This is a genomic window from Dryocola clanedunensis subsp. sulfonylureivorans, assembly GCF_016756775.1.
In the GTDB taxonomy this organism is placed as follows: Bacteria; Pseudomonadota; Gammaproteobacteria; order Enterobacterales; family Enterobacteriaceae; genus Dryocola; species Dryocola clanedunensis.
In genome coordinates, this window is the sequence record NZ_JAERMU010000003.1 from 268,370 (window position 1) to 292,853 (window position 24,484).

The 24,484-nt window shown below is 58.8% G+C and carries 22 protein-coding genes; 6 read left to right on the plus strand and 16 right to left on the minus strand.

Translation table 11 applies throughout. The features are described from left to right. The first annotated feature begins 48 nt into the window (after positions 1-48). On the plus strand, positions 49-1,764 hold the full coding sequence (locus tag HYQ67_RS04745) for an ABC-F family ATP-binding cassette domain-containing protein (protein ID WP_202301888.1): 1,716 nt from the start codon (positions 49-51) through the stop codon (positions 1,762-1,764). 83 nt (positions 1,765-1,847) lie between these two features. Here the strand turns inward: HYQ67_RS04745 and HYQ67_RS04750 are convergent, their stop codons facing one another. After that, positions 1,848-2,960, minus strand: coding sequence for a cobalamin-independent methionine synthase II family protein (locus HYQ67_RS04750; RefSeq protein WP_202301890.1), 1,113 nt, complete (start codon positions 2,958-2,960; stop codon positions 1,848-1,850). 241 nt (positions 2,961-3,201) lie between these two features. Here HYQ67_RS04750 and HYQ67_RS04755 point away from each other — a divergent pair, with 241 nt between their 5' ends. After that, on the plus strand, positions 3,202-4,119 hold the full coding sequence (locus HYQ67_RS04755; RefSeq protein ID WP_202301892.1) for a bestrophin family protein: 918 nt from the start codon (positions 3,202-3,204) through the stop codon (positions 4,117-4,119). A gap of 110 nt (positions 4,120-4,229) precedes the next feature. On the opposite strand, the gene HYQ67_RS04760 is transcribed toward HYQ67_RS04755, so the two are convergent. Both HYQ67_RS04760 and hrpA read right to left on the minus strand, forming a co-directional pair. Continuing rightward, positions 4,230-4,994 carry an SDR family oxidoreductase gene (locus HYQ67_RS04760; RefSeq protein WP_202301894.1) on the minus strand — a complete coding sequence of 255 codons (765 nt, stop codon included), beginning with the start codon at positions 4,992-4,994 and terminating at the stop codon, positions 4,230-4,232. A 157-nt stretch (positions 4,995-5,151) separates the two neighbouring features. Continuing rightward, positions 5,152-9,051, minus strand: coding sequence for an ATP-dependent RNA helicase HrpA (gene hrpA / locus HYQ67_RS04765; protein WP_202301895.1), 3,900 nt, complete (start codon positions 9,049-9,051; stop codon positions 5,152-5,154). Between the two features lie 207 nt (positions 9,052-9,258). Between hrpA and azoR the strand changes: the two genes are divergently transcribed. Continuing rightward, positions 9,259-9,864, plus strand: a complete 606-nt coding sequence (gene azoR, locus HYQ67_RS04770; protein WP_202301896.1) for an FMN-dependent NADH-azoreductase — start codon at positions 9,259-9,261, stop codon at positions 9,862-9,864. 50 nt (positions 9,865-9,914) lie between these two features. On the opposite strand, the gene paaY is transcribed toward azoR, so the two are convergent. Together paaY and paaX are read right to left on the minus strand one after the other, a co-directional pair. Beyond that, entirely contained in the window at positions 9,915-10,511 is a 597-nt protein-coding gene (paaY, locus tag HYQ67_RS04775; RefSeq protein WP_202301897.1) for a phenylacetic acid degradation protein PaaY, read from the minus strand. Between the two features lie 9 nt (positions 10,512-10,520). Next, positions 10,521-11,453 (minus strand): phenylacetic acid degradation operon negative regulatory protein PaaX, encoded by a 933-nt coding sequence (gene paaX, locus HYQ67_RS04780; protein ID WP_202301898.1) that lies wholly within the window; start codon positions 11,451-11,453, stop codon positions 10,521-10,523. Positions 11,454-11,750: 297 nt separating this feature from the next. Between paaX and HYQ67_RS04785 the strand changes: the two genes are divergently transcribed. Continuing rightward, positions 11,751-12,116 (plus strand): toxin-antitoxin system TumE family protein, encoded by a 366-nt coding sequence (locus tag HYQ67_RS04785; protein ID WP_202301899.1) that lies wholly within the window; start codon positions 11,751-11,753, stop codon positions 12,114-12,116. Then, positions 12,113-12,490, plus strand: coding sequence for an HVO_A0114 family putative DNA-binding protein (locus HYQ67_RS04790; protein WP_202301900.1), 378 nt, complete (start codon positions 12,113-12,115; stop codon positions 12,488-12,490). The genes HYQ67_RS04785 and HYQ67_RS04790 overlap by 4 nt, the downstream gene beginning before the upstream one ends. Before the next feature lie 77 nt (positions 12,491-12,567). On the opposite strand, the gene paaK is transcribed toward HYQ67_RS04790, so the two are convergent. The 11 genes from paaK to paaA form a co-directional block, all read right to left on the minus strand. Continuing rightward, positions 12,568-13,884, minus strand: coding sequence for a phenylacetate--CoA ligase PaaK (paaK, locus tag HYQ67_RS04795; protein ID WP_202301902.1), 1,317 nt, complete (start codon positions 13,882-13,884; stop codon positions 12,568-12,570). Between the two features lie 22 nt (positions 13,885-13,906). After that, a complete protein-coding gene (gene pcaF, locus HYQ67_RS04800; RefSeq protein ID WP_202301903.1) occupies positions 13,907-15,115 on the minus strand; it encodes a 3-oxoadipyl-CoA thiolase in 1,209 nt (402 codons plus the stop codon). Next, positions 15,112-15,537 (minus strand): hydroxyphenylacetyl-CoA thioesterase PaaI, encoded by a 426-nt coding sequence (gene paaI, locus HYQ67_RS04805; RefSeq protein WP_202301904.1) that lies wholly within the window; start codon positions 15,535-15,537, stop codon positions 15,112-15,114. Before paaI ends, pcaF begins: the two co-directional genes overlap by 4 nt. After that, on the minus strand, positions 15,527-16,954 hold the full coding sequence (locus tag HYQ67_RS04810; protein WP_202301905.1) for a 3-hydroxyacyl-CoA dehydrogenase: 1,428 nt from the start codon (positions 16,952-16,954) through the stop codon (positions 15,527-15,529). Before HYQ67_RS04810 ends, paaI begins: the two co-directional genes overlap by 11 nt. A gap of 2 nt (positions 16,955-16,956) precedes the next feature. Next, positions 16,957-17,742 carry a 2-(1,2-epoxy-1,2-dihydrophenyl)acetyl-CoA isomerase PaaG gene (gene paaG / locus HYQ67_RS04815; RefSeq protein WP_202301906.1) on the minus strand — a complete coding sequence of 262 codons (786 nt, stop codon included), beginning with the start codon at positions 17,740-17,742 and terminating at the stop codon, positions 16,957-16,959. Positions 17,743-17,744: 2 nt separating this feature from the next. Then, positions 17,745-18,512 carry a 2,3-dehydroadipyl-CoA hydratase PaaF gene (paaF, locus tag HYQ67_RS04820; RefSeq protein ID WP_202301908.1) on the minus strand — a complete coding sequence of 256 codons (768 nt, stop codon included), beginning with the start codon at positions 18,510-18,512 and terminating at the stop codon, positions 17,745-17,747. Further along, entirely contained in the window at positions 18,512-19,579 is a 1,068-nt protein-coding gene (gene paaE, locus HYQ67_RS04825) for a 1,2-phenylacetyl-CoA epoxidase subunit PaaE (RefSeq protein ID WP_202301910.1), read from the minus strand. The genes paaF and paaE overlap by 1 nt, the downstream gene beginning before the upstream one ends. A 7-nt stretch (positions 19,580-19,586) precedes the next feature. After that, complete coding sequence (gene paaD / locus HYQ67_RS04830) at positions 19,587-20,087, minus strand: 1,2-phenylacetyl-CoA epoxidase subunit PaaD (RefSeq protein WP_202301912.1); 501 nt, start codon at positions 20,085-20,087, stop codon at positions 19,587-19,589. An 11-nt stretch (positions 20,088-20,098) separates the two neighbouring features. Then, positions 20,099-20,854, minus strand: coding sequence for a 1,2-phenylacetyl-CoA epoxidase subunit PaaC (paaC, locus tag HYQ67_RS04835; protein ID WP_202301913.1), 756 nt, complete (start codon positions 20,852-20,854; stop codon positions 20,099-20,101). Positions 20,855-20,862: 8 nt separating this feature from the next. Continuing rightward, complete coding sequence (gene paaB / locus HYQ67_RS04840; protein ID WP_202301914.1) at positions 20,863-21,150, minus strand: 1,2-phenylacetyl-CoA epoxidase subunit PaaB; 288 nt, start codon at positions 21,148-21,150, stop codon at positions 20,863-20,865. Between the two features lie 84 nt (positions 21,151-21,234). Continuing rightward, positions 21,235-22,152 carry a 1,2-phenylacetyl-CoA epoxidase subunit PaaA gene (paaA, locus tag HYQ67_RS04845; RefSeq protein ID WP_202301915.1) on the minus strand — a complete coding sequence of 306 codons (918 nt, stop codon included), beginning with the start codon at positions 22,150-22,152 and terminating at the stop codon, positions 21,235-21,237. Between the two features lie 286 nt (positions 22,153-22,438). Here paaA and paaZ point away from each other — a divergent pair, with 286 nt between their 5' ends. Continuing rightward, positions 22,439-24,469 carry a phenylacetic acid degradation bifunctional protein PaaZ gene (gene paaZ, locus HYQ67_RS04850; RefSeq protein ID WP_202301916.1) on the plus strand — a complete coding sequence of 677 codons (2,031 nt, stop codon included), beginning with the start codon at positions 22,439-22,441 and terminating at the stop codon, positions 24,467-24,469. The last annotated feature ends 15 nt before the right edge of the window (positions 24,470-24,484 follow it).

Here is a 24,484-nt window from a genome sequence, read left to right on the forward strand (position 1 = left end):
AGTTTTGTATGACGAGGCATTCCTATGCCCAACTCTTGAGTAAGCACAATGAGCACATTACTAACCGCACAATCCCTTAGCCTCGACACGGCCTTCGGCCCCCTGCTGGCTGACATCACTTTTACGCTTAAAAAAGGCGACCGCCTGGGTCTTATCGGCCATAACGGCTGCGGCAAAAGCACCCTGCTGAAGCTGCTGGACGGCACCCTTGCGCCTAACAGCGGCAGCGTAACCCGCGCAAACCACTGCCTGATGGCACGCGTCGAACAGCATCTGCCGGAATCTCTCCATCCGCTGACAATGCTCGAGGCGGTTCTGGCGCAGCTACCCGCCTGCGAACACCACGAAGAAAGCTGGCGGGCCGAAGCGCTGCTGGCTGGCATGGGCTTTAGCGAAGAGGACTGGCATCTCACCGCCGGTACGCTGAGCGGCGGGCAGCATACCCGACTGCTGCTGGCGCGTGCGCTGATAAGTGAGCCGGATCTCATGCTGCTGGATGAACCCAGCAACCACCTCGATCTGCCCACCCTGCTGTGGCTGGAACAGTTTCTGAAGAGCTGGAGCGGCAGCTTCGTGCTGGTGTCCCACGACCAGCATCTGCTGGATGCCGTCACCAACGGCACCTGCATCCTGCGTGATAAAACTCTGAGCTTCTTCCAGCTTCCCTGTTCACAGGCCAGGCAGGCCTTAGAAGAGCGGGATCGAACGGATGCCCACCGCCACCTGGCGGAGCAGAAAGAGATTGACCGCATAGCGGCCAGCGCTAAACGGCTGGCCGTCTGGGGCCGCGTGTATGACAACGAAGACCTGGCGCGCAAAGCCAAACAGATGGAAAAACGCGTCGATAAGCTTAAGGACGAGCAGACCGAGCTGAGCGCCGGAAATCAGTGGCAGCTTATCCTGCGAGGGGAGCGGCTCCAGGCTGACCGGCTGCTGGAAATGGAAGACCTGTACGTCAGCCCTGCGCCAGACGCCGAACCGCTTTTCCGCCTGCCGTTACAGCGCGTGAAGAGCGGTGACCGGGTGGCGATTATTGGCCGCAACGGCTGCGGTAAATCCTCTCTGCTGCGCCTGCTGTGGCAGCAATATCAGCAGCCGGAACGGGAAGAAGGTATCCGCCTTCATCCGCGTGCGCAGATGGGTTATTACGACCAGACGCTGCACCAGCTGCGGGATGAGGATTCCCTGCTGGAAGCGCTTGAACCCTTTGCTCCTTTAACCGAACAGGACAGGAAAATGGCGCTGATCGGCGCGGGTTTCCCGTGGCTGCGCCATCAGCAGACGGTCAGTACCTTAAGCGGCGGCGAACGCTCTCGCCTGCTGTTCGTCGGCCTGACGCTGGCACGCTACTCGCTGCTTATGCTCGATGAGCCAACGAACCACCTTGATATGGAGGGCAAAGAGGCGCTGGCTGAAACGCTGCAAACCTTTGAGGGCGGCGTGCTGCTGGTCACCCACGACAGAACGCTGATCGCGAAAAGCTGCAACCGCTTCTGGCTGGTGGATAACGGTGAGCTGAGCGAATGGCACGATCTGGATCGGATGTACGAGCTGCTGACGGCGGAGGAAACGGGCGAGACAGGAGTTAAACCTGTTTCCACAACCGTAGCTGTGGCTCCTGAGACAGACGCGCTGCTGGAAAGGTTGATAGAGCTGGAAGACAGGCTGGCAGAGGATCTGGCGCGTAAGGAGAAGCACCAGAAACCAGCGTTACAACAGGCGTGGCGGGCGGAGATTGAAGCGTTGAACGCCCTGCTTTCGTAAAACAAACGGCGGATGGCGCTCGCGCTTATCCGCCCTACCTGGCTCTTTCGTAGGTCGGATAAGCGAAGCGTCATCCGACACCTTTACCAGACCTTATCGGCAATAGCCGTCACCAGGCGCACCTTCTCCCACTGCTGCGCGGGCGTCAGGCTGTTGCCCTCTTCCGTGGAGGCGAAACCGCACTGCGGGCTGAGGCAAATCTGGCTGATATCCACAAACTGCGCGGCTTCCTTAATACGCGCCTGAATTTGCTCCGGGTTCTCCAGCTCGCCATTTTTTGTGGTGATAAGGCCCAACACAACCTGCTGTTTGCCCGGACGCACAAAGCGCAGCGGTGCGAAATCACCGGAACGATCGTTGTCGTATTCCAGGAAGAACGCATCGACATTCACGCTGCCGAACAGCACTTCAGCCACCGGCTCGTAGCCACCTTCGGAGATCCATGTGGAGCGGAAATTGCCACGGCACACGTGCAGCCCGACAGTCAGGTCTTCCGGCTTGCCTTCCAGCGCTTTGTTCAGCACGCGGGCATAGATTTTTGCCAGCTCGTCCGGGTTATCGCCACGCTCGCGGATCTCTTTACGCTGGGCGTCGGAACATAAATAGGCCCATACGGTGTCATCCAGCTGCAGATAGCGGCAACCCGCAGCGTAAAACGCCTGAATCGCATCACGCCAGGTAGTGGCCAGGTCATCAAAATACTCGTTCAGATCGGGATAAACTGTACTGTCGATGGCGTTACGGCCGCCGCGGAAGTGCAGCACGCTCGGGCTTGGAATGGTCATCTTCGGCACCGCATTACCGCTGATGCTTTTCAGGTAGCGGAAATCCTCCAGCATCGGATGGTCACCAAATGCCACTTCGCCCACCACGCGCACGCTGTGCGTTTTAGTCTGCACGCCGTTGAACTGAATCCCCTTTTCTGATTCGTAACGCTCCACGCCCTGCAGGCCGTCGAAGAAATCGAAGTGCCACCAGGCGCGGCGGAATTCGCCGTCCGTCACGACATGCAGGCCGCATGCGCACTGCTGTTCAACCGATGCGCGTATCGCTTCATCTTCAACTTTACGCAGCTGAAGCGCATCAATTTCACCCGCAGCAAACTGCAGGCGTGCTTCTTTAATGGCATCCGGGCGTAAAAAGCTGCCGACGATATCTGCGCGGAACGGGGCGTGGTGACGGGTGGCGTGCGGCATGTGAATTCTCCTGATAGCCCGGCTAACTAATTTAGCAGGGTGATAGTTCATTATTTGAATTTTTAGACGTCTGGACGTCTGTTTGTAAGGCGAGCATGCCACGCGCCGGGCGGCGCGGCAAACGAGGAAAATTCATGGTTATTGAAAATAATTCATGTTGTTAAAATCATGTGAAACAAAATATTGATCTGGCTCACACTCTGCCGTTAAATATGGCGTCCTGTTTCAGAGCTTCCTCACTATGATTGTTCGTCCGCATCAACACTGGTTTACCCGCCTGTTCGTCTGGCACGGCTCCGTGCTGGAAAAGATCTACTCCCGCCTGCTGCTTAACCTTGTCCTGTCCATCTGCGTGATCTTCTTCCTGCCGTGGTATGAAGCGCTGGGTATTAAGCTCACCATGGCACCCTTCAGCATCCTGGGCGTGGCGATTGCCATCTTCCTCGGCTTCCGTAACAGCGCCTGCTACGCCCGTTTCAACGAGGCGCGCCTGCTGTGGGGGCAACTTGCGATAACTTCACGATCGCTGCTGCGCGAGGTGAAAAGCCTGCCCGCCGCAACGGATGACGACATCAATTATTTTGTGAATCTTCAGGTTGCGTTCTGCAACTGCCTGCGGCTGACGCTGCGTAAAAAGCCGATCGACGCCGTTCTGAAGCCCTGGCTGCGTGAGGATGAACTGGCCTGGGTGATGCAGAGCCATGCGCCCTGTAACCGTATCCTGCTGCTGATGGGGAACTGGCTGGCGAAGCAGCGGGCGGAGGGCGTGATCTCAGATGTGCTGTGGCGCAGCCTGGATAACCATCTTAATGAATATTCCGCCATCGCCGGGGGATGCGAGCGCATTGCCAGCACGCCGCTGCCGTTTGCCTACACGCTGATCCTGCACCGCACGGTTTATCTGTTCTGCATCATGCTGCCCTTCGCGCTGGTGACCGACCTGCATTACATGACGCCGTTTCTGTCGGTGTTTATCTCCTACACCTTTATTTCGCTGGACTGCCTTGCCGAAGAGCTGGAAGATCCTTTTGGGACGGAGGATAACGACCTGGCGCTGGACGCCATCTGCAATACCATCGAACGCGATCTGCGGGATATGAACGGCGAGAGCGAACTGCCGGCAAAAATGCTGCCGAACGCTTATTACCGCCTGAGCTAAAACAAAATGTAGCGGCCTGGAATGTCGGGTGACGCAACGCGTACCCGACCTACGTAACCCATTGAAGTAAAGGGTGGATAAGCGTCAGCGTCATCCACCGAAATTGTCTCTCAGCCGCCGTTAATCGACGCGCCGCCATCCACCAGTGAGGCGGTGCCCGTCACAAACGAAGATTCGTCCGAGGCGAGCCACAGCGCGGCATAAGCAATCTCGTCCGGTTTGCCGACGCGCTTGAGAGCATGCAGGCTGGCAATGGCGTTCTGCGACTCTGCGGTATTATTCGCTTCGCGGTACATATCCGTCTCCACCGCGCCGGGCAGCAGCGCGTTGACGCGAATGTTTTTCGGCCCAAACTCGGTGGCCAGCGCCTGGGTCAGCCCGATCAGCCCCGCCTTGCTGGCCGCGTAAGAGGCCATCTGGGGAAAGGCGACCGTGTAGCCGACCAGCGTCGAGGTAAAAATCACCGAGCCGCCGCCGTGCTTGAGCATCTCCGCAATCTGATGTTTAGCGCCCAGGAAAGAGCCGGTTAAATTCACCGCAACGGCATTAGCAAACCCTTCGGCGGAAACGTCGGTGCTTGGCCCTGCTTCCCCCAGCGTGCCCGCATTGTTGAAAGCGATATCCAGCCGCCCCCAGGTGTCCACTGCCTTCGCAACCAGCGCTTTACCGTAAGCCTCATCGCTCACGTCGCCCGCCAGCGACACGGCTTCGCCTCCGGCGGCTTTGATTTCATCCACCAGCCGCGCAAGCTCCGCTTCACGCCTTGCCCCCACAACCACTTTTGCACCCTGCGCCGCAAACAGCTTCGCGGTGGCATAACCAATGCCGGAACTGGCACCCGTAACGATGGCAACTTTGTCAGCTAAACGATTCATGAGGAAACTCCGGTGAGGCGGTCAAAAATTGACCGCCTCAGGAGTATGGTACCGGCGGGAGATTATTGCATTTTTAGTTTTGGACTGGATTTGTCGGACGGCGCTGGCGCCTATCCGACCTACGAAACCGGCCTGGAAAAGTTTCTTCCTCCAGTAATTAGCCGGTGATGGCTTCCATCGCCTGCAACACGCGCTTGTCGGAAATCGGATAAGGCGTGCCGAGCTGCTGGGCGAAGAAGCTGACGCGCAGCTCTTCGATCATCCAGCGGATCTCCTTCACGTCATCGTCTTCACGGCGTTTTGGCGGCAGCTTGTTGAGCCACTGCTGCCAGGCCTGCTGTACGCTTTCCACTTTCAGCATTTGCACGCGGTCACGATGCGGATCGATAGCCATTTTCTCGAGGCGTTTCTCAATAGCCTGCAGGTAGCGCAGCGTGTCGCCCAGCCGCTTATAGCCGTTGCCCGTAACGAAACCGCGATAAACCAGCCCCGCCATCTGCGCTTTCACATCCGACAGCCCCAGCGCCATGGTCATATCCACTCGCCCTTTCAGCCGCTTGTTGATATTGAATACGGCAGTAAGAATTTGTTCGACCTGCTTCGCAATTTCCACCACGGTTTCGTTGAGTTCTGCGCGCACCTTCTCATGCAGCTTCGCAAAGCCCTCCTCCGTCCATACCGGGCCGCCCGCCTGGGCAATCAGCTTATCTACGCCACAGGAAATGCAGTCGTCGATTAAATCCATCACCTTGCCGTACGGGTTGAAGTAGAGCCCCAGCTTGGCCTTGTTCGGCAGCTTCTCGTGCAGATACTTAATCGGCGACGGGATATTCAGCAGCAGCAGGCGGCGCAGGCCGCGCCACATGGCCTGCTGTTGTTCAAGCTGGTTATCAAACAGCCTGATCCCCACGCTCTCTTTTTCATCCACCAGCGCCGGGAAAGCCTTCATGCGGTAGTTACCGCGTTTCTGCTCGTAGCTTTCCGGCAGCGCGCCAAAGCTCCAGATGTGCAGGCCGCTCTGCTCGATGCCGTCATCGGCAACGGCGGAAAGCGTTTGCTGAACTTTATCCTTCAGGCCGCCGCGCAGCTCGCTCAGATCCTTACCTTCTTTGAGCTTTTTGTTGTTCTCATCCACGACCCGGAAGGTCATTTTCAGGTGATCGGGCACCTGATCCCAGTGCCAGTCCTCCCGGTCGATGGTCACGCCCGACATGCGGCGGAACTCGCGCTCTAAGCTTTCCAGCAGCGGCAGTTCCAGCGGCGTGGCGCGGCCCAGGAATGCCTCGGCGTAGTTCGGCGCGGGCACAAAGTTGCGGCGCACCGGCTTGGGCAGCGATTTAATCAGCGCAATAACCAGCTCCCGGCGCACGCCCGGGATCTGCCATTCAAAGCCCGCGTCTTCCACCTGGTTGAGCAGCGGCAGCGGGATGTGGACGGTTACGCCATCGGCGTCCGCGCCCGGCTCAAACTGATACGTCAGGCGCAGCTTGAGGTTGCCCTGATGCCAGAAGTTCGGGTAGTCCAGCTTGCTGACCTGCTCCGCGCCTTCTTTTATGAGCATGCTCTTTTCGAAGTTGAGCAGATCCGGCGTCTCTTTAGCGACCTTTTTCCACCAGTTGTCGAAGTGGCGGGCGGAGATCACATCGTGGGCAATGCGCTGGTCGTAAAACTCGAACAGCGTGTCGTCGTCGACGAGGATGTCGCGGCGGCGGGACTTATGCTCAAGCTCTTCAATTTCGTTGCGTAATTTAAGGTTTTCCCGGAAGAACGCGTGGCGCGTCTGCCAGTCCCCTTCAACCAGCGCGTGGCGGATGAACAGTTCGCGGCACAGCGCCGGATCGATCTGGCTGTAGTTCACGCTGCGGGCAGCAACAATCGGCAGGCCGTACAGCGTCACTTTTTCGGTTGCCATCACCGCGCCCTGTGCTTTCTCCCAGTGCGGCTCGCTGTAGGAGCGTTTGAGCAGGTGCTGGGCCAGCGGCTCCACCCATTCCGGGTCGATTCGGGCGGCAATGCGCCCCCACAGGCGGCTGGTTTCCACCAGTTCAGCGACCATCGTCCACTTTGGCGGCTTTTTAAACAGGCCGGAGCCGGGGAAGATGGAGAAACGGGCGTTGCGCGCCCCGGTGTACTCCTGCTTATCGGCATCTTTCTGGCCGATATGCGACAGCAGCCCCGTCAGCAGCGCGCAGTGAACCGAGCGGAAATCCGACGGCTCGCTGTTAATCGACAGGCCAAGCTCTTTGACCACCTGGCGCAGCTGGGTGTAGATATCCTGCCACTCGCGCACGCGCAGGTAGTTGAGGTAGTCCACCTTGCACTGGCGGCGGAACTGGTTAGACGACAGCTCTTTTTGCTGTTCGCCCAAATAGTTCCACAGGTTCACATAGGCCAGGAAGTCGGACTCTTTATCGTGGAAACGACGATGCTTTTCATCCGACGCCTGCTGTTTGTCCATCGGGCGCTCACGCGGATCCTGAATGGAAAGCGCGGAAGTAATAATCATTACTTCACGCACGCAGCCAAACTTCTGCGCTTCGAGCACCATGCGCGCCAGGCGCGGATCCACCGGCAGCTGCGCAAGCTGGCGGCCGGACGGCGTTAATTTGTAGACGCTGTGATCCTGTTCGCTGGTGATAGCTCCCAGCTCTTCGAGCAGGCGCACGCCGTCCTGGATATTGCGCTTATCCGGCGCTTCCACAAACGGGAAGGCGGCGATATCGCCGAGGCCCAGCGAGGTCATTTGCAGGATAACGGACGCCAGGTTGGTGCGCAGAATTTCCGGGTCGGTAAACTCCGGGCGCGACAGGAAGTCATCTTCAGAGTAAAGCCGGATGCAGATCCCTTCCGACACGCGGCCGCAGCGCCCTTTACGCTGGTTGGCCGAAGCCTGGGAAACCGGCTCAATCGGCAAGCGCTGGACCTTGGTGCGGTAGCTGTAGCGGCTGATACGCGCCGTACCAGGATCGATAACGTATTTAATGCCCGGCACGGTCAGCGAGGTTTCCGCCACGTTGGTAGCCAGCACGATGCGGCGGCCCGCGTGTGACTGGAACACGCGGTTCTGCTCGCTGTTCGACAGGCGCGCATATAAAGGCAGCACCTCGGTATGCGGCAGATTCAGCTTATTCAGCGCATCGGCGGTATCGCGGATTTCGCGCTCGCCGCTCATAAAGATCAGAATATCCCCCGCGCTTTCGTGGCCCAGCTCATCAACCGCGTCAAAAATCGCCTGCAGCTGGTCGCGGTCGGTGTCGTCCGCGTCTTCGACAATCGGGCGATAGCGCACTTCCACCGGGTAGGTACGGCCAGAGACTTCAATAATTGGCGCGTTGTTAAAGTGGCGCGAGAAGCGCTCCGGGTCGATGGTGGCCGAGGTAATAATGATTTTCAGGTCGGGACGCCGCGGCAGCAGCTCGCGCAGGTAGCCGAGCAGGAAGTCGATGTTCAGGCTGCGCTCGTGGGCCTCATCGATAATGATGGTGTCGTACTGCATCAGCAGCCTGTCCTGCTGGATCTCCGCCAGCAGAATACCGTCGGTCATCAGCTTGACCATGGTGTTATCGCCGACGTGGTCGGTGAAACGCACCTTGTAGCCAACGCAGCCGCCCGGCTCCGTTTGCAGCTCTTCCGCAATACGGTTAGCCACCGTGCGTGCCGCAAGGCGACGAGGCTGCGTGTGGCCAATCAGCCCTTTCACACCGCGGCCCAGCTCCATACAAATTTTTGGCAGCTGGGTTGTTTTGCCCGAGCCGGTTTCCCCGGCCACGATAACAACCTGGTGGTCGCGAATGGCTTCGAGAATGTCCTGCTTTTTCTGGCTGACCGGCAGGTTTTCCGGATAGGTAATCGCCGGACGTGAGGCTTCACGCAGCAGGACTTTACCGGCTGCCGCTTCGATCTCCTGTGCCAGGCCATCTAACACCGCCTGCTGGGATTCAGGATTTTTCACCTTCTTCACGCCGTGGATACGACGGGAGAAGCGCTGGCGGTCGCGCAGCATAAGGGCTTCTAAACGGGAAGATAACGAGGAGACTGAAGGTTTTGTATTTTGCATAGCGTCATCATCATGGCAGCGCACTGCCGGAAAAGTCTTGTACGAGAATTCTCGCTAGATTATCACATCGCGGTTATCCGCGCCTTGTTCAAAAAAAATGAACGTAGGGTTCGATATATTGCGCTATCACTGCAATCGGATTGTGAATAAAGTAAGTCTCAGCGAACGGGCAATCTGTCCGAATGACCAAAAACAAAGGAATCACCCATGAGCAAAGTATTAGTTCTTAAGTCCAGCATCCTGGCAGGTTACTCTCAGTCTAATCAGCTTTCCGACTATTTTGTTGAACAATGGCGTGAAGAGCACTCTGCGGACCAGATCACCGTGCGCGACCTGGCGGCCAACCCGGTTCCGGTTCTGGACGGAGAATTAGTTGGCGCGCTGCGCCCATCCGATGCGCCGCTCAGCCCGCGTCAGCAGGAAGCGCTGGCCCTGTCCGACGAACTGATTGCCGAGCTGAAAGCTCATGACGTGGTGGTTATCGCTGCGCCAATGTACAACTTCAACATCCCAACCCAGCTGAAGAACTATTTTGACCTGGTTGCCCGCGCAGGCGTCACGTTCCGCTACACCGAAAAAGGCCCTGAAGGTCTGATCACCGGTAAGCGCGCCGTGGTACTGACCAGCCGTGGCGGTATCCATAAAGATACCCCTACCGATCTGCTGGTGCCTTACCTGAACCTGTTCCTGGGCTTCATCGGTATTACCGACGTGAACTACGTGTTCGCAGAAGGTATCGCCTATGGTCCGGAAGTGGCGACCAAAGCACAGACCGATGCTAAAGCCGCTATCGACAGCATCGTTACCGCTTAAGCTTTAAGGTTAAAAGGTGGATGGCGCCTGCGCTTATCCACCCTACAAAATTATCCGCCCTGCTTCACTTTATGGGCATCGTCGAACGTTATCTTACGGCGATGCTCCTCAACCTCGCGCAGCGGCTCCACCTGATGCATGGTCTGCTGGCAGCGGATCACTAAATCCTGATACTCCCGCGTCCCTTTCTTCTTCCATTCGATCTCTTCAGGACTCAGTTCACGAATAGCCTTTGCCGGGCTGCCGACGATGAGCTTATTGGCCGCAAACTCCGCTTTGGCTTTAATAAACGCCGCCGCGCCAACTATGCTGTTTTCGCCAATCTGCGCCCCGTCGAGGATCACCGCATTCATGCCGATCAGCGCGTTTCTGCCCACCACACAGCCGTGAAGTATCGCCCCGTGGCCGATGTGCCCGTCTTCTTCAACGACGGTATCCTGCTCCGGGAAACCGTGCATCACGCAGTTATCCTGCACGTTTGCGCCATCTTTGACGATGATGCGCCCAAAATCCCCGCGCAGGCAAGCACCCGGCCCGATATAGACGCGATGGCCGATAATCACATCGCCAATCAGCACCGCCATCGGGTGCACATAGCTGTCTTCCGGCACGACCGGGGTCAGGCCGTCTATCTGGTATACAGGCATATTTTCTCCTTACAGGTTCGGGGTCAGTCCCCCGAAGCGCTGGAAATAGCCGCTCCCCGGCTGCGGGAGTTCCCCTACCGAGGTTTCACCGTGCTCGCTGACGAACGCCAGCGCGCCGGGAGCAACGCGTTGATAAATATTGATGCACAGCTGGCGGGCGCTCTGCCCCTGCCAGTGCGGCGGTAAAAGCTCATCCGGCAGCAGCGGATCCTTAAGCACCACGCGGCGGTAGAAATGAATGAGCAGCAGCTGGATCTGGAAGCAGCGCAGCGGGGTAAGCTCGCTGTCGTCGGCTTCGCGCAGCAGTGGCAGCAAAGGCCGGAACGACTGGATAAATTCGCCGTAGCGCTCGTTTTTGTCCGTCAGCAGCCAGCACTCTTCCACCCGCGCCTTGAGCGCGGTTCGGGAGGTTTGCAGCGGCGAAGTCGCCTCGAAGCACATCACGTTATCCGCCACGCCCGCTTCGTGCAGCAGATTCTGAACATCGTTGAGATTCTGGGAAGGCGACGCCATCAGGCTGGGGGCTAACGTGCCAAAGCCCTGCCAGATCAGCTGTTTCTTGACCTGCGCGAGGGTGTTTTTCTCAAGCCCTTCGGAAAGCAGCAGCAGCCATTTCCCGTCCCATTCCGGCTGCCCTGCCCGGTAAATTTTGGCCTCCGCCCGCCGCGTCATGCGCTGCCCCATCTCCGTCAGGCGATAAAAACTGCGCCGTCCGACGCGCTCCACGTCAAGCCAGCCTTCTTTATTCAGGCGGAACAGAGAGGTACGAACAAAGCGTTCGCCAAAACCCAACGACTCCAGCATGGTCGCCAGGCTCCCCAGCCAGATTTCACCGCCGCGGTGCGCCAGCGCGTCGCCGTATAAAGAGACAATCAGCGACGTCCCACTGATGGGCACCGCGCTCACCGCCTGCCCGATAAACTGTTCCAGTTTGTTGCTCATTAGCCGCCAGAAATGTCGTTAAAGTCCATAACAGCCTAAAACATAGCACAAAAAAGATGCCTTAAATCAGTTCATTAGCTATGCGATTCACAATTATAATAAAAATTGAAATAACTGAAGTATTTAGGCTTTCCAGCAGTAAGCGCTCGCCATAATTTGCTGATTATTTTTACTTTTGCGAGACGCTTCCACGGTTTTAGCCGGCTGTATTGTTTGTCCGCATCTATCACTCCATTCTTTCTTTGCTTTAAAAACAAACAAACATTATGATTGGGTCATAAGTAAGGGTGACGCTCTATGGAAAGAGAAGATTTTGGATTGCAGTGGCTGCTTGAACTACATGGTTACATCATCAACCTGGATCATGGCTACTGGTGGAAGGCTGAAGCCTGGCTGGTCCCTCCTTCAGTGCTTTGCCCGCACGGTGTTCGTTATTCATTAACGCTGCACAATGAACACAACACGCGGATATTCGGCTACGACAATGCCCACGGCATCAAAACGGCCAGCAAAGGAAAATTTGCGGGCCGGATCGTCAGGGATCACGTGCATCTGACTTCTACAGATAAGGGGCATCCCTATGAGTTTTCCTCCACAACGCAGCTGCTGGAAGACTTTTTTAAAAATAGCGAAGAGATCATCAAGAGAAGGACAAAGCGATGAAGGTCAGAATTGGTATCATGGAAGAAGCGTTAATAAGAAAACATATGCTTGCCGTTGTGTCCGGTAAATACAGACGGGAACCAAACGAGCCGAAGATATGGTTCACTTCTCTTAACGCCCTGGGTCAGATACTCAGCCCTGAAAATCTCGTCCTGTTGAGACTTATTATTGAGCACCAGCCGGAAACCATCTCGGAGCTTGCTGCTCTTTCCAACCGACAGATCAGTAACCTGTCAGTTACCTTACAAACGCTGAGCGCTCGCGGCTTTGTTGAGTTAGTTCGAACAGGTCGGAAAGTCAAACCAATCGCGTTGTATACTGACTTTGAAATCATTATCGACAGCGCCTTAGAAGCCCGCATCAACGCCGCCTGAACAACAGGTTAAACTGCGTTACCCGCCCTACAGGTTGCAGCGTAGGGCGAATAAACGGAGTGTCATCCGCCGTTTGTTTACTGGTTCGCCGCCGTGCGCAGATCGCTTACGCGAATGGCTTTGCCTTCCGAACGCGGCAGGCTGCCGCAGTTGACGATGCTGATGTCCGTGGAGATGCCGACCATCGATTTAATGCGGTGGCGCAGCTGGTGACAGACGGAACAGCGCTGTTCGTGGCTTAAATAGAGGCTGCTCTCTTTCAGCTCCACCTTGACCGACAGCGTGTCCAGGTGGCCGTCGCGATGAACCTCCAGCTGGTAGTGCGGGGCCAGGTGCTCGAACTTGACGATCTCCTCTTCCAGCTGCGACGGGAAGACGTTCACGCCCCGGATGATCAGCATGTCGTCCGAGCGCCCGGTGATTCTGTCCATGCGGCGCATGGTGCGCGCCGTTCCCGGCAGCAGGCGCGTCAGGTCGCGGGTGCGATAGCGGATCACCGGCAGCGCCTCTTTGGTCAGCGTGGTAAACAGCAGCTCCCCCTGCTCACCGTCATCCAGCGGCGTGCCGCTAATCGGGTTAACAATTTCCGGGTAGAAATGATCTTCCCAGATGGTTGGCCCGTCGGTGGTTTCCAGACACTCCATCGCCACTCCCGGCCCCATCACCTCCGACAGGCCGTAGATATCCAGCGCGGTAATGCCCAGGCGGCGTTCGATTTCGCGACGCATGGCGTGCGTCCACGGCTCGGCACCGAATACGCCAACGCGCAGCGAACAGTTGCGCGCATCACCGCCCATCTGGCGCTCCAGCTCTTCAATCAGGTTCAGGCACCAGGACGGCGTCACCATAATCATATCCGGCTGGAAGTCGCGGATCAGCTGCGCCTGCTTCTCCGTCTGGCCGCCGGACATGGGGATAACCGTCGCGCCAAGGCGTTCTGCACCGTAGTGCGCGCCCAGCCCGCCGGTAAACAAACCGTAGCCGTAAGCGACGTGGATTTTGTCTTTTGGCGTGCCGCCCGCGGCGCGCAGCGAACGGGCAACGATATCGGCCCAGGTATCAATATCTTTTTGGGTGTAGCCCACCACCGTTGGCTTGCCGGTCGTACCCGATGAGGCATGAATACGTACAATCTGCTCCATCGGCACCGCGAAGGTGTCGAACGGATAGTTGTCGCGCAGATCCTGTTTGGTGGTGCAGGGGAAAAGCTGAATGTCCTTCAGCTCTTTAAAATCGTCAGGGTGTACACCCACCGCGTCAAACTTGCGTTTGTACATCGGCACGTTGGCGTAGGCGTGGTTAAGCGTCCACTTCAGGCGCTGCGTCTGCAGGGCCTGCAGCTCGTCTTTTGACGCGGTTTCAATCGGTTCCAGCTTTGTAGTAGAGGTTATCATTATAAGGTACTCGCAGGTTTGATTAGCTCACACGCTCAAGGATCAGGGCAATGCCCTGGCCAACGCCGATACACATCGTACAAAGGGCATAGCGGCCCTTCCGGCGATGCAGTTCGTGGCTGGCGGCCAGCGCCAGTCGGGCTCCACTCATGCCCAGCGGATGGCCTAAAGCGATGGCGCCTCCGTTGGGGTTAACATGGGGGGCATCGTCAGGCAGCCCCAGCTGTCGTAATACGCCCAGCGCCTGCGCGGCAAAGGCTTCATTCAGTTCTATTACGTCCATGTCGTTGATGGAGAGTCCCGCCAGCTCCAGCACCCTGCGCGTTGCGGGTACCGGGCCGAGGCCCATATAGCGCGGTTCTACACCTGCGGTAGCCATTGCGACGATGCGGGTCTTTGGCGTCAGGCCGTGGCGCTTAGCCGCTTCTGCGCTGGCCACGATCAGCGCCGCCGCCCCGTCGTTTACCCCGGACGCGTTCCCGGCCGTAATGACGCCGTTTTTACGGAACGGCGCTTTCAGGGCGTTAAGCTGTTGCAGAGTTGTTTCAGGGCGAGGATGTTCGTCGTCGCGAACTTCTGTCAGCGTTCCCTTCTTACCTTTCACCATAACCGACACGATTTCCTGCGCCAGCACGCCATTTTTCTGCGCCTCTTCGGTACGCTGCTGGCTGCGCCAGGCGAAGGCATCCTGGTCTTCACGGCTTATATTTAACAACTCGGCTACATTCTCTGCCGTTTCGGGCATGCTGTCAGTACCAAAATGCTCAGCCATGAGCGGGTTCACAAAACGCCAGCCAATGGTGGTATCGAACATCTCTGCCTGGCGCTGGAAAGGCGCGGTCGCCTTACCCATCACAAAAGGCGCCCGGGACATGGATTCCACGCCGCCCGCCATCATCAGCTGCGCATCCCCCGCCTTAATAGCCCGGGCAGCCATGCCGAGCGCATCCAGCCCGGAGCCGCAAAGGCGGTTGATTGTCGTGCCGGAAATCGTCTGCGGCAGCCCTGCCAGCAGCGTAGCCATGCGCGCCACGTTGCGGTTATCTTCCCCCGCCTGGTTGGCGCAGCCCATAATCACGTCGTCCACCGCGCTCCAGTCCACGGACGGGTAGCGCGTCATCAGCTCTTTCAGAGGAACGGCGGCGAGATCGTCCGCCCTTACGGACGACAGCGCCCCGCCGTAGCGGCCAATGGGGGTTCTCACGCCGTCACAGATAAATGCGTCATTCATAGCTTTGCTCCAGAGACAGGGGTGCCGATACGGTGAGAGCGCCCACGGAACAGGGCGACGGTTTTCTCGTGCTGATTGATGATTTCAATGTCGTAAACGCCGGTCTGCCGTCCCTGGGTGCGCACCTGCGCCAGGGCCGTTAATGTGTCGCCCGCATGGGCCGGGCGAACGAAGTCAATGCTGCAACCGGAAGCCACCGCCGCCAGCCCCTGGCTGTTGCAGGCGTAGGCAAAAGCAGTGTCCGCCAGGGTGAAAAGCTGCCCTCCGTGGCAGGTCTGATGGCCGTTGAGCATCGCTTCGGTCACCGTCATGGTCAGCTTTGCGAAGCCTTCTCCCATCTCCACAATCTCAATGCCCATCTGGTGGGCGCAGTTATCGTGGGCGTACATCTCGCGGGCGTTGGCCCAGGCATCAGTGTTCATGTTGCGTCTCCAGCAGCGCGCGCTGGCGCAGCAGCGATGTCGGGCGATAGCGTTCTTCGCCGTAGTGTTGTTGCAGATTTTCCAGCAGGGTCAGCACCCGCTGCCAGCCAAGCTCAGCGCCCCAGGCCAGCGGCCCGTGGGGATAATTGACGCCAAGGCGCATCGCGGTATCGATGTCCTGCTCGCTGGCAACGCCCTTTTGCAGCGCGTCCAGCGCTTCGTTCGCCAGCATTGCCACCGTGCGCCAGACCAGCATGCCCGGATAATCCTTAATCAGCAGAACCTGCTTGCCCTGCCGCTGGAAGAAGCGGACGGCCTTTGCGGTTTGCTCAGCCGTATTGCCAGCCGCAGCGGCCAGCACGACCAGCCCGGCTTTGCGCCAGTCGTTGATCAAATCGACCAGCACTACAGGGCGTTTAAGGCGAAGCGCCAGCTGCGACGCGGTTTCCCCTTGAGTAACCTGAACCAGAAGATCGTCAAGTTCCACGCCGGAAAAGGTTACAACGTCATTATCAGCGTCAGAAATCTGACCGAATTCGTAAGTCAGTGATTCATCGAGCGGCCAGCGGTAGACCCCCTGCCCGGTTTTCTTGCCAAGGCGCCTGCCGAGCACCAGCTCCTGCTGAATCAGCGAAGGTAAAAAGCGGCGCTCCTGCCAGAAGCCGTTGAACACCGAACAGGTGACGGCGAAGTTCACGTCCTGGCCAATCAGGTCGGTCAGCGCCAGCGGCCCCATCGGGAAACCTCCGCAGTCGCGCAGCGCCGCATCAATCACGGCGGCCGGAGCGACCTGCTCTTCCAGCGCGCGCCAGGCTTCAGAATAGAAAGGACGAGCAACGCGGTTAACGATAAAACCAGGCGTTGAGTGACAGCGCACCGGCTGTTTCCCCCAGCGCATCGCCAGCCCGGTCAGGCTGTCCAGCACGGCTGGCGCGGTTTCCAGCCCGCTGACCACCTCAACCAGCCTCATCACCGGAGCCGGGTTAAAGAAATGCAGCCCGACCACGCGCTCCGGGTGCGGAATGCCGCTGGCAATCGCGGTGATGGAAATCGATGAGGTGTTGCTGGCAAAAATCACCTCTGCTGAGCAGGCCTCCGCCAGCTCGCGGAAAATGGCCTGCTTAATATATATTTGTTCCGCAGCGGCTTCGATAACCAGATCGGCCTGCGCCAGCTCGCTAAGCGTTTGTGCGACGGAAATTCTGGCAACGGCGGCGTTTCTGTCGTCTTCACTGAGTTTACCTTTCGTGACACGTGCGCTTAAGGCGGTGGCGATGCCGTCAATTGCCCGACGGGCCGCATCGGGCTGAATATCGTATAGCTTCACGGCGTGACCGGCCTGTGCCGCCACCTGGGCAATACCTGCGCCCATGGTGCCGCTGCCGATGACCGCAATAATGGAGTGAGGAGTCAGCATGATTATTTCCCCTTAAAGACCGGCGGACGTTTGGCCAGGAAAGCCGCCACGCCTTCGCGGTAGTCGTCGCTGCGTCCGGCAATGCGCTGGTAGTCCCGCTCCAGATCCAGCTGTGCGTCCAGCGTGTTGTTTTCCGAGGCGAGCAGCGCCTTCTTCACCAGCCCCAGGCCCAACGTAGGCTGGCTGGCGAAATGCGCGGCAAGCGCACGGCCGGTATCAATCAGCGCTTCGTCATCCACCACCTGCCAGATCATTCCCCACTGGTGCGCCTGCTCCGCGCTGAGCTTCTCACCCAGCAGCGCAAGGCCCATCGCACGGGCACGCCCGGCGACTCGCGGCAGGAACCAGGTGCCGCCGCAGTCGGGCACCAGGCCCAGCCTGCTGAAAGACATAATGAAATTAACGGAGCGCGCGGCGATGACCATATCGCAGCCCAGCGCCAGCGTAGCTCCGGCTCCGGCGGTAACGCCGTTTACAGCAGCTATCACCGGCTTCGGCAGCCTGGCCAGCCGCCTGACCAGCGGGTTATAGAAGTTTTCGACGGAGGCCCCAAGATCCGGCGCGGCCCCGCTTGGGTCGACATTACGATCGTTAAGATCCTGACCGGCACAAAACGCACGGCCCTCGCCGGTAATCAAAAGGCAGCGGATAGCGTCATCACGCTCGGCCTGGGTCAGCGCCTCTGCCAGCTGGCGGTGCATTTCATCGTTAAAACTGTTCAGGCGTTCCGGGCGATTTAAGGTCAGCGTCATCACGCCGTTTTGCACATCGCTGAGAATAAAAGTCATGGCTATCGTCCTTTGAACGCGGCGGGGCGTTTTTCCAGGAACGCGGCGATGCCTTCCTGACGGTCGGAGGTGGCGGCAAGCAGCGTGAACAGCTGGCGCTCCTGCTGTAGCCCCTGAGTCAGCGAAAGTTCGTGCGCCTGGCGCAGAGCAGTTTTTGCGGCCTGTAACGCAAGTGGAGCATGTTGAGCAATGCGGGCTGCGAGCTTCTGCGCATATTCCAGCGTCAGCGCTGAGGGACAAACTTCGGCAATCAGACCCGCCTGTAGCGCCTGGTCTGCGGTGATAGCCTCCCCCGTCAGCACCATGCGGTAAGCCAGCGCTTTACCGACGGCTCGGATCAGCCGCTGGGTGCCGCCCGCGCCGGGCATAATGCCCAGCGTGATTTCCGGCAGGCCAAAGCGGGCGTTGTCCCCCGCCAGCACGATGTCGCTCAGCATGGCAAGTTCACAGCCTGCGCCCAGCGCATAGCCGTTTACCGCCGTCAGCAGCGGTTTGGGGAATCGTTCGATGCGTGCCCACAGCTGCGGGCGCGGGTCGTTCAGCGTGGCGGGCATATCGCGGCTCGCCATCTCATTAAGATCGGCGCCTGCTGCGAAGCAGCGCTCGCTGCCGGTAATCACCACCGCGCCAGTGCTGGTATCGTTTTGTGCCGCTTCCAGCGCATCCGCAAGCTGCTCCAGCAGCGCGTTATTCAGCGCATTGCGGGCCTGCGGACGGTTCAGCGTCAGGGTTAAAATCCGGTCGTTCCGGCTGCTAAGAAGTTCGCTCATCACAACCCCTGCGTGTCAAAGTCGAGCACCACGTCATCGCCTTTCGGCAGCGTCTGGCAGCTCAGGACGTAGCCCGCCGCCAGCTGATCGGGTTCAAGACTGTAGTTGATGCCCATCTCGACCTCACCGCTCACCACCTTACAGCGGCAGGTGGCGCAGACGCCGCCTTTGCAGGCGTAAGGCAGATCCGCGCCCTGCCGCAATGCCGCATCAAGAATGCTTTCGTCGTGGGCGTCGAGGGTGATTTTGCGGTCGCGTCCGTCCTGGCGCAGCGTGACGACTTTGCCCGCCGCCTGTTCGCGACGGCGCAGGCTCGGCGCGGTGCCCGGCGTATTGAAATGCTCGATGAAGATGTTCTGCTGCGCAACGCCCAGCGCCAGCAGCGTTGCCTCGGACTCCTGCATCATGCTTTGCGGGCCGCAGATAAAGGTGCGGTCGAAACCTTTCAGATCCAGCAGCTGATCGCCCAGCGCTTTTAGCTTCGCGCCGTCAAGCCGCCCGCTGAGCAGATCGCTCTCCTGAGTTTCCTGGCTGAACAGCCAGATAAGCTGTAAACGCTGCGGGTAGCGGTCTTTAAGGTCGGCCAGCGCCTGGCGGAACATCATGCTGCGGCTGCTGCGGTTGCCGTAGACCAGCGTCACTGTGCTTTGCGGCTCGGTGGCGAGCGTGGAGCTGATAATCGCCAGCATTGGCGTTATGCCGGAGCCCACCGCCAGGGCCAGATAATTGCCCTGGGTTTCAGGCTGCGGCTGATAGCCAAACGTTCCCTGTGGGATCATCACGTCCATCGCCATTCCGGCAACCAGGTCGCTGACCGCGTAATGGGAGAAGCGCCCGCCCTCGATGGCCTTCACGGCCACACAGATTTCACCAGGCTGCTCGGCCCGGCAGATGGAGTAGCAGCGGCGCAGCTCTTCGTCCCCGAGGCGCGTTTTAAGCGTCAGATGCTGCCCCGGTTTAAAAGCATAATGGCTGCGCAGCTCTGCGGGAACCGCGAAGGTGATGGCCACCGCCTCCGGGGTTTCCTGTTCAATGCGTGCCACCTTAAGCGAATGAAACGTCGTCATGGCATCCTCAAATACATTTAAAGTAATCAAAGGGTTCGCGGCAGCTGTCGCAGCGATAGAGCGCTTTGCAGGCCGTGGAACCGAATTCGCTAATCAGCGAGGTATGCAAACTTCCGCAGCGCGGGCAGCTGACTTCTGCACTCGCCGACGAGGCATGACAGGCGTGGCCCTGCGGCGGGCTGATGCCGTATTCGCGCAGCCGCGCTTTCGCCTCGGGCGTCATCCAGTCCGTTGTCCAGGCCGGGTGAAGCACCTGATCGATATGCACCGGCTGCAAATCGGCTTCGGCCATCGCTTCGCGGATAGCAGCCAGCAAAAAATCCGTCGCCGGGCAGCCGGAGTAAGTTGGCGTGAAGCCGATGTGCCAGCCGTCGTCACGGTGATGCACGCTGCGCACCATGCCCAGGTCGGTGATGGTCAGCACCGGAATTTCCGGGTCGCTGATTTGCCCGAGGATGCGCCACACGTCGCGAACCTGGGCCGGCTCCAGCGCGTCGAGAGTTTGCATAGGCTGCCTCGCTACCATTGCAGTTCGGGATAAGCGCGCTGCAGGTACTGCATCTCCGCCAGCAGCGGGCCGAGGTGCTCGGTGTGCAGCCCCTGTTTTCCGCCGGTGCGGTACTGCGCTTCCTGCGGTTTCACCAGCGATGCATCATTCAGGGCGCTGAACACCTCCGCTTCCCATTCGTCACGCAGGCCGCGTGGATCGACGGCGATACCCTGCTCTGCCAGGCTGATTTCCAGCTCGTCGGCGTGAAACAGTTCACCCGTGAAGCGCCAGAGCCTGTTCAGTGAGCTCTGCATCTTTTGATGTGAAAGCTCGGTGCCGTTACCCAGCCGCACCAGCCAGCCGCGGCTGAAGCGCAGGTGATAGCGAACCTCTTTAATCGCTTTTGCGGCGATGGCAGCCAGCTGCAAATCGCGGCTGTGCAGCAGGCGGCTGAACAGGGCGACGTGCCAGGCGTCCAGCAGATACTGACGCATCAGCGTATCGGCGAAGTCGCCGTTCGGCTGTTCGGCCAGCAGCAGGTTGTGGTACTGCCGCTCGTCGCGTCCGAAGGCCAGCCTGTCCTCATCGAGCTGTTCGCCCTGAATCTCTGCGGCATAGCTCAGGAAGTTGCGCCCCTGGCCCAGCAGATCCAGGCCGATGTTCGCCAGCGCCAGATCGATCTCCAGCTCCGGCGCGTGGCCGCACCAGCCGGTCAGGCGCTGGGCCAGCACCAGGCAGGTATCGCCCAGCCGCAGGGTGTAGGTGGTTAACGGGGAATAAGTCATGGCGCGCCTCACATGTGCTCGATGCCGTCGGGCAGCGTATAAAACGTTGGATGACGGTAGATTTTGCTTTCCGCCGGGTCGAAGAACGCCGGGCGCTCCTCCGGCTGCGAGGCAACGATTTCGCTCGCCTTCACCACCCAGATAGAACAGCCTTCGCTGCGGCGGGTGTAGGCATCGCGGGCGTTTTCCAGCGCCATCTGGTCATCAGCGGCGTGCAGGCTCCCGACGTGACGATGCGACAGCCCCTGTTTGCTGCGGATAAAGACTTCGTATAACGGCCAGTGGACATTGCTCATATAATTTTCCTTTTTGGTGGATGGCGCTGACGCTTATCCCCCCTACGAAGATTTCGCTTTTACGTAGGTCGGATAAGCGCAGCGTCATCCGACATTTTTAGCTGCGTATGCCAGAGCGGCTTCGCGCACCCACGCGCCCTCTTCCCAGGCTTTACGCTTGGCGGCCAGGCGCTCTTCGTTACACAGCCCTCGTCCGGCAACCACCTCATTAAATTCGTGCCAGTCGATTTCGCCGAACTCGTAATGGCCGGTTTCTTCATTCCAGCGCAGATCTTTGTCCGGCACGGTCATGCCGAGCAGCTCAACCTGCGGAACGGTGTTGTCCACGAAGCGCTGGCGCAGCTCGTCATTCCCGAAACGTTTAATTTTCCAGGCCAGGCTCTGCGCGCTGTTCGGGGAGTTGTCGTCGTTCGGGCCAAACATCATCAGCGCGGGCCACCAGAAGCGGTTGATGGCGTCCTGCAGCATCTGCCGCTGGGCCTCACTGCCCTGGGCCAGCACGTTGCAGGCCTCAAAACCCTGGCGCTGGTGGAAGCTCTCTTCTTTACAGATTTTCACCATCGCCCGGGCGTACGGCCCGTAGGAGGTACGGCACAGGGCAACCTGGTTAACAATCGCCGCACCGTCAACCAGCCAGCCGATCACCCCGATATCCGCCCAGTTCAGCGTCGGATAGTTAAAGATCGACGAGTATTTCATCCTGCCGTCGAGCATCTTCTGGTAGATATCCTCCCGTGCGCAGCCCAGCGTTTCCGCAGCGCTGTACAGGTAAAGCCCGTGCCCGGCTTCGTCCTGCACCTTCGCCAGCAGAATGGCTTTGCGCTTCAGGCTCGGGGCGCGTGTCAGCCAGTTCCCTTCCGGCAGCATGCCGACAATCTCCGAATGGGCGTGCTGCCCAATCTGGCGGATCAGCGTTTTACGGTATTCTTCCGGCATCCAGTCCTGCGGCTCTATCGCAATTTCCTGGGCGATTCGCTCATCAAAGCGGTGTTGTTCAGTCACGGTATCACCTTTTATGATTCAAATAAGATTCAATAAACGAGTTTTAATGAATCACTTGATAGATAAAAGTTACAGATAAGTTAACAAAAACAGCAAAATTGATCCGCATGCTTTGTGAGCATCGTCACGATAAATTTCGTTAAACCCTCGTTTTTCAGCCTGTTACGAAGACAGTGACCATCTCACTATTTCACATTGTTAATAAATTATTAAATTACACCTTGCTTTTTATGATTCACAAATCAAACATTGAATGCATTAAACGTAATGCTTAGTGGAGAGTGTGATGCAACAGTTAACAAGCTATCTGGCAGGCGGCTGGGCGATGGGCCACGGAAAAGAACGTACGATAAATCATGCGATTAGCGGCGAGGCGCTGTACCAGGTAACGAGCGAGGGGCTGGATATGGCTAAGGCGCGCCGCTACGCCATCGACCACGGCGGCACGGCGTTAAGCGCCATGACGTTCGTAGAGCGCGCCGCCATGCTGAAAGCCGTGGCGAAGCATTTGCTGGCTAACAAAGAGGCGTTCTATGAGATCTCCTGGCAGACGGGCGCCACGCGTGCCGACAGCTGGGTGGACATTGAAGGCGGTATCGGCACCCTTTTTGCCTACGCGGGCATGGGCAACCGCGAACTGCCGGACGACGTGCTGTGGCCGGAAGATGAAACGATCCCCCTCTCAAAGCAAGGTGGCTTTGCCGCCCGCCACGTGCTGACGTCGAAATCCGGCGTCGCCCTGCATATCAACGCGTTTAACTTCCCGTGCTGGGGAATGCTGGAAAAGCTGGCACCAACCTGGCTTGCGGGCGTGCCTGCCATCATCAAACCAGGCACCGCCAGCGCGCAGGTTACGCACGCGATGGTGAAGTCCATCGTCGAGTCCGGTCTGGTGCCGGATGGCGCCATCAGCCTCATCTGCGGCGGCGTCGGCAACCTGTTCGATCTGCTGGATGAGCAGGACGTGGTGACCTTCACCGGCTCCGCCAGCACCGGGCAAAAGTTACGTTGTCACCCTAATATCATCGCCCGCTCCGTACCCTTCACCATGGAGGCGGACTCGCTTAACTGCTGCGTGCTTGGCGAGGACGTCTCCCCGGAACAGCCTGAGTTCGCGCTGTTCATCCGAGAGGTTGTACGTGAGATGACGGCTAAGGCCGGCCAAAAATGTACCGCTATTCGCCGTATTATGGTTCCCAGTCAGCAGCTGGAGAACGTCACCCTGGCGCTGAAGGCAAAACTGGAGAAAATCCAGCCCGGCGACCCGACGCAGGAAGGCGTGCGCATGGGCTCTCTGGTCAGCCTTGAGCAGCGTGATGACGTGCAGCAGAAAGTGGATCTGCTCTTAGCCGCGGGTTGCAAAGCCGTAGTCGGTGGCAAAGCGGATACTTCCACGGCTGGCGCTTTCTTCCCGCCTACTCTCCTGCTCTGCCAGCAGCCGGACGAGACGCCAGCCGTCCACGAGCTGGAAGCCTTTGGCCCGGTCGCGACCGTTATGCCTTATCGGGATGCAGAACATACAATGGCCCTGGCGCGCGCGGGCCAGGGCAGCCTTGCGGGAACGCTGGTCACCGCAGACGGGAATATCGCCCGCCAGTTTATTCTGGGCGCTGCCCGCGCGCATGGTCGTATTCAGGTGCTGAATCAGGAGTCGTCCGTCGAATCCACCGGCCACGGCTCGCCATTGCCGATGCTGGTTCACGGTGGGCCTGGTCGTGCGGGCGGCGGTGAAGAGCTGGGCGGCCTGCGAGCGGTGAAACACTATATGCAGCGCACGGCGATTCAGGGCAGCCCGACCATGCTCGCCGCAGTCAGCAGGCAGTGGAGCTACGGCGCGGCGGTCACAGAAGATCCCGTTCATCCTTTCCGCAGGCACTTCGACGACTTACAGATTGGGGAGAGCCTGCTGACCGCGCGCCGGACCATCACCGAGGCGGATATCGTTAATTTCGCCAACCTGAGCGGCGACCATTTTTATGCCCACGTCGACAAGATCGGCGCTGCGGAGTCGTTTTTCGGCGAACGCGTGGCGCACGGCTACTTCGTGGTTTCTGCGGCGGCCGGGCTGTTTGTCGACCCGGGCGTCGGGCCGGTTATCGCCAACTACGGCATGGAAAACCTGCGCTTTATCGAACCGGTGAAAATCGGCGATACCATCCAGGTGCGCCTGACCTGCAAGCGCAAGACGGCTAAGCCGCAGAAAACGGCGGAGGACAGGCCCGTTGGCGTTGTGGAGTGGGCGGTTGAGGTGCTGAATCAGGACGGCCAGTCCGTGGCGCTCTATTCCATTCTGACGCTGGTCGCCCGCAAAGAATAATTTGCCGGATGGCGC

Excerpts from the sequence above, each read along its gene's own strand:
- azoR (WP_202301896.1), top strand. The coding sequence starts at position 9,259 with ATGAGCAAAGTATTAGTTCTTAAGTCCAGCATCCTGGCAGGTTACTCT.
- paaF (WP_202301908.1), bottom strand. The coding sequence starts at position 18,512 with ATGAGCGAACTTCTTAGCAGCCGGAACGACCGGATTTTAACCCTGACG.
- paaI (WP_202301904.1), bottom strand. The coding sequence starts at position 15,537 with ATGAACACTGATGCCTGGGCCAACGCCCGCGAGATGTACGCCCACGAT.
- paaB (WP_202301914.1), bottom strand. The coding sequence starts at position 21,150 with ATGAGCAATGTCCACTGGCCGTTATACGAAGTCTTTATCCGCAGCAAA.
- paaX (WP_202301898.1), bottom strand. The coding sequence starts at position 11,453 with ATGAGCAACAAACTGGAACAGTTTATCGGGCAGGCGGTGAGCGCGGTG.
- paaD (WP_202301912.1), bottom strand. The coding sequence starts at position 20,087 with ATGCAAACTCTCGACGCGCTGGAGCCGGCCCAGGTTCGCGACGTGTGG.
- pcaF (WP_202301903.1), bottom strand. The coding sequence starts at position 15,115 with ATGAATGACGCATTTATCTGTGACGGCGTGAGAACCCCCATTGGCCGC.
- HYQ67_RS04750 (WP_202301890.1), bottom strand. The coding sequence starts at position 2,960 with ATGCCGCACGCCACCCGTCACCACGCCCCGTTCCGCGCAGATATCGTC.
- paaK (WP_202301902.1), bottom strand. The coding sequence starts at position 13,884 with ATGATAACCTCTACTACAAAGCTGGAACCGATTGAAACCGCGTCAAAA.
- paaC (WP_202301913.1), bottom strand. The coding sequence starts at position 20,854 with ATGACTTATTCCCCGTTAACCACCTACACCCTGCGGCTGGGCGATACC.
- HYQ67_RS04760 (WP_202301894.1), bottom strand. The coding sequence starts at position 4,994 with ATGAATCGTTTAGCTGACAAAGTTGCCATCGTTACGGGTGCCAGTTCC.
- HYQ67_RS04755 (WP_202301892.1), top strand. The coding sequence starts at position 3,202 with ATGATTGTTCGTCCGCATCAACACTGGTTTACCCGCCTGTTCGTCTGG.
- HYQ67_RS04790 (WP_202301900.1), top strand. The coding sequence starts at position 12,113 with ATGAAGGTCAGAATTGGTATCATGGAAGAAGCGTTAATAAGAAAACAT.
- paaY (WP_202301897.1), bottom strand. The coding sequence starts at position 10,511 with ATGCCTGTATACCAGATAGACGGCCTGACCCCGGTCGTGCCGGAAGAC.
- paaE (WP_202301910.1), bottom strand. The coding sequence starts at position 19,579 with ATGACGACGTTTCATTCGCTTAAGGTGGCACGCATTGAACAGGAAACC.
- hrpA (WP_202301895.1), bottom strand. The coding sequence starts at position 9,051 with ATGCAAAATACAAAACCTTCAGTCTCCTCGTTATCTTCCCGTTTAGAA.
- HYQ67_RS04745 (WP_202301888.1), top strand. The coding sequence starts at position 49 with ATGAGCACATTACTAACCGCACAATCCCTTAGCCTCGACACGGCCTTC.
- HYQ67_RS04785 (WP_202301899.1), top strand. The coding sequence starts at position 11,751 with ATGGAAAGAGAAGATTTTGGATTGCAGTGGCTGCTTGAACTACATGGT.
- paaZ (WP_202301916.1), top strand. The coding sequence starts at position 22,439 with ATGCAACAGTTAACAAGCTATCTGGCAGGCGGCTGGGCGATGGGCCAC.
- paaG (WP_202301906.1), bottom strand. The coding sequence starts at position 17,742 with ATGACTTTTATTCTCAGCGATGTGCAAAACGGCGTGATGACGCTGACC.
- HYQ67_RS04810 (WP_202301905.1), bottom strand. The coding sequence starts at position 16,954 with ATGCTGACTCCTCACTCCATTATTGCGGTCATCGGCAGCGGCACCATG.